This is a genomic window from Streptomyces sp. SID13726, from assembly GCF_010548375.1.
GTDB lineage: Bacteria > Actinomycetota > Actinomycetes > Streptomycetales > Streptomycetaceae > Streptomyces.
The window spans coordinates 1-473 of record NZ_JAAGLY010000349.1 but is presented as its reverse complement, the minus strand read 5'-3'; the positions used below and the strand labels follow the sequence as shown (position 1 = coordinate 473).

At 74.2% G+C, this 473-nt stretch carries 1 protein-coding gene; it reads right to left on the bottom strand.

Annotated elements, in window-relative coordinates:
- Window positions 1-473, bottom strand: a 473-nt coding sequence (locus G3I78_RS48015) for an MFS transporter (RefSeq protein ID WP_164436915.1), incomplete at both ends; no start/stop codon positions are given.

Sequence of the window (473 nt, the reverse complement as noted above, 5' to 3'; positions counted from 1 at the left end):
TGCTCGAGGCGCACGATGCCGACGGCGAGCAGGACCATGGCGCTCGTCGCCAGGACGGCGCCGAGGATGTCGAGCGCGCCGCGGACGCGGCCCGTCGTGTCGCGCGGGACCGTGACGAGGGCCAGCGCGAGGAGCACGACGGCGAGCAGCACCGGGGCGAAGAAGACCCACCGCCAGTGGATCGCGGCCAGGAGCCCGCCCACGACGAGCCCGAGCGAGAATCCCGCGGCCCCCGCGGCGCCGTACACGACCAGCGCGCGGTTGCGGCGCGGCCCCTCGGCGAACGACGTCGTGATGAGGGACATCCCGGCCGGCGTGAGGAACCCGGCCGCCACCCCCGTGACGAAGCGCGAGAGGAGGAGCATCCAGGCGTCGGTCGCGAACCCGCCGAGCCCCGAGAAGACGAGGAAGACGAGCAGCCACAGGACGAACATCCGGCGGCGGCCGTAGAGGTCGTCGGCGTGCTCGCCGAG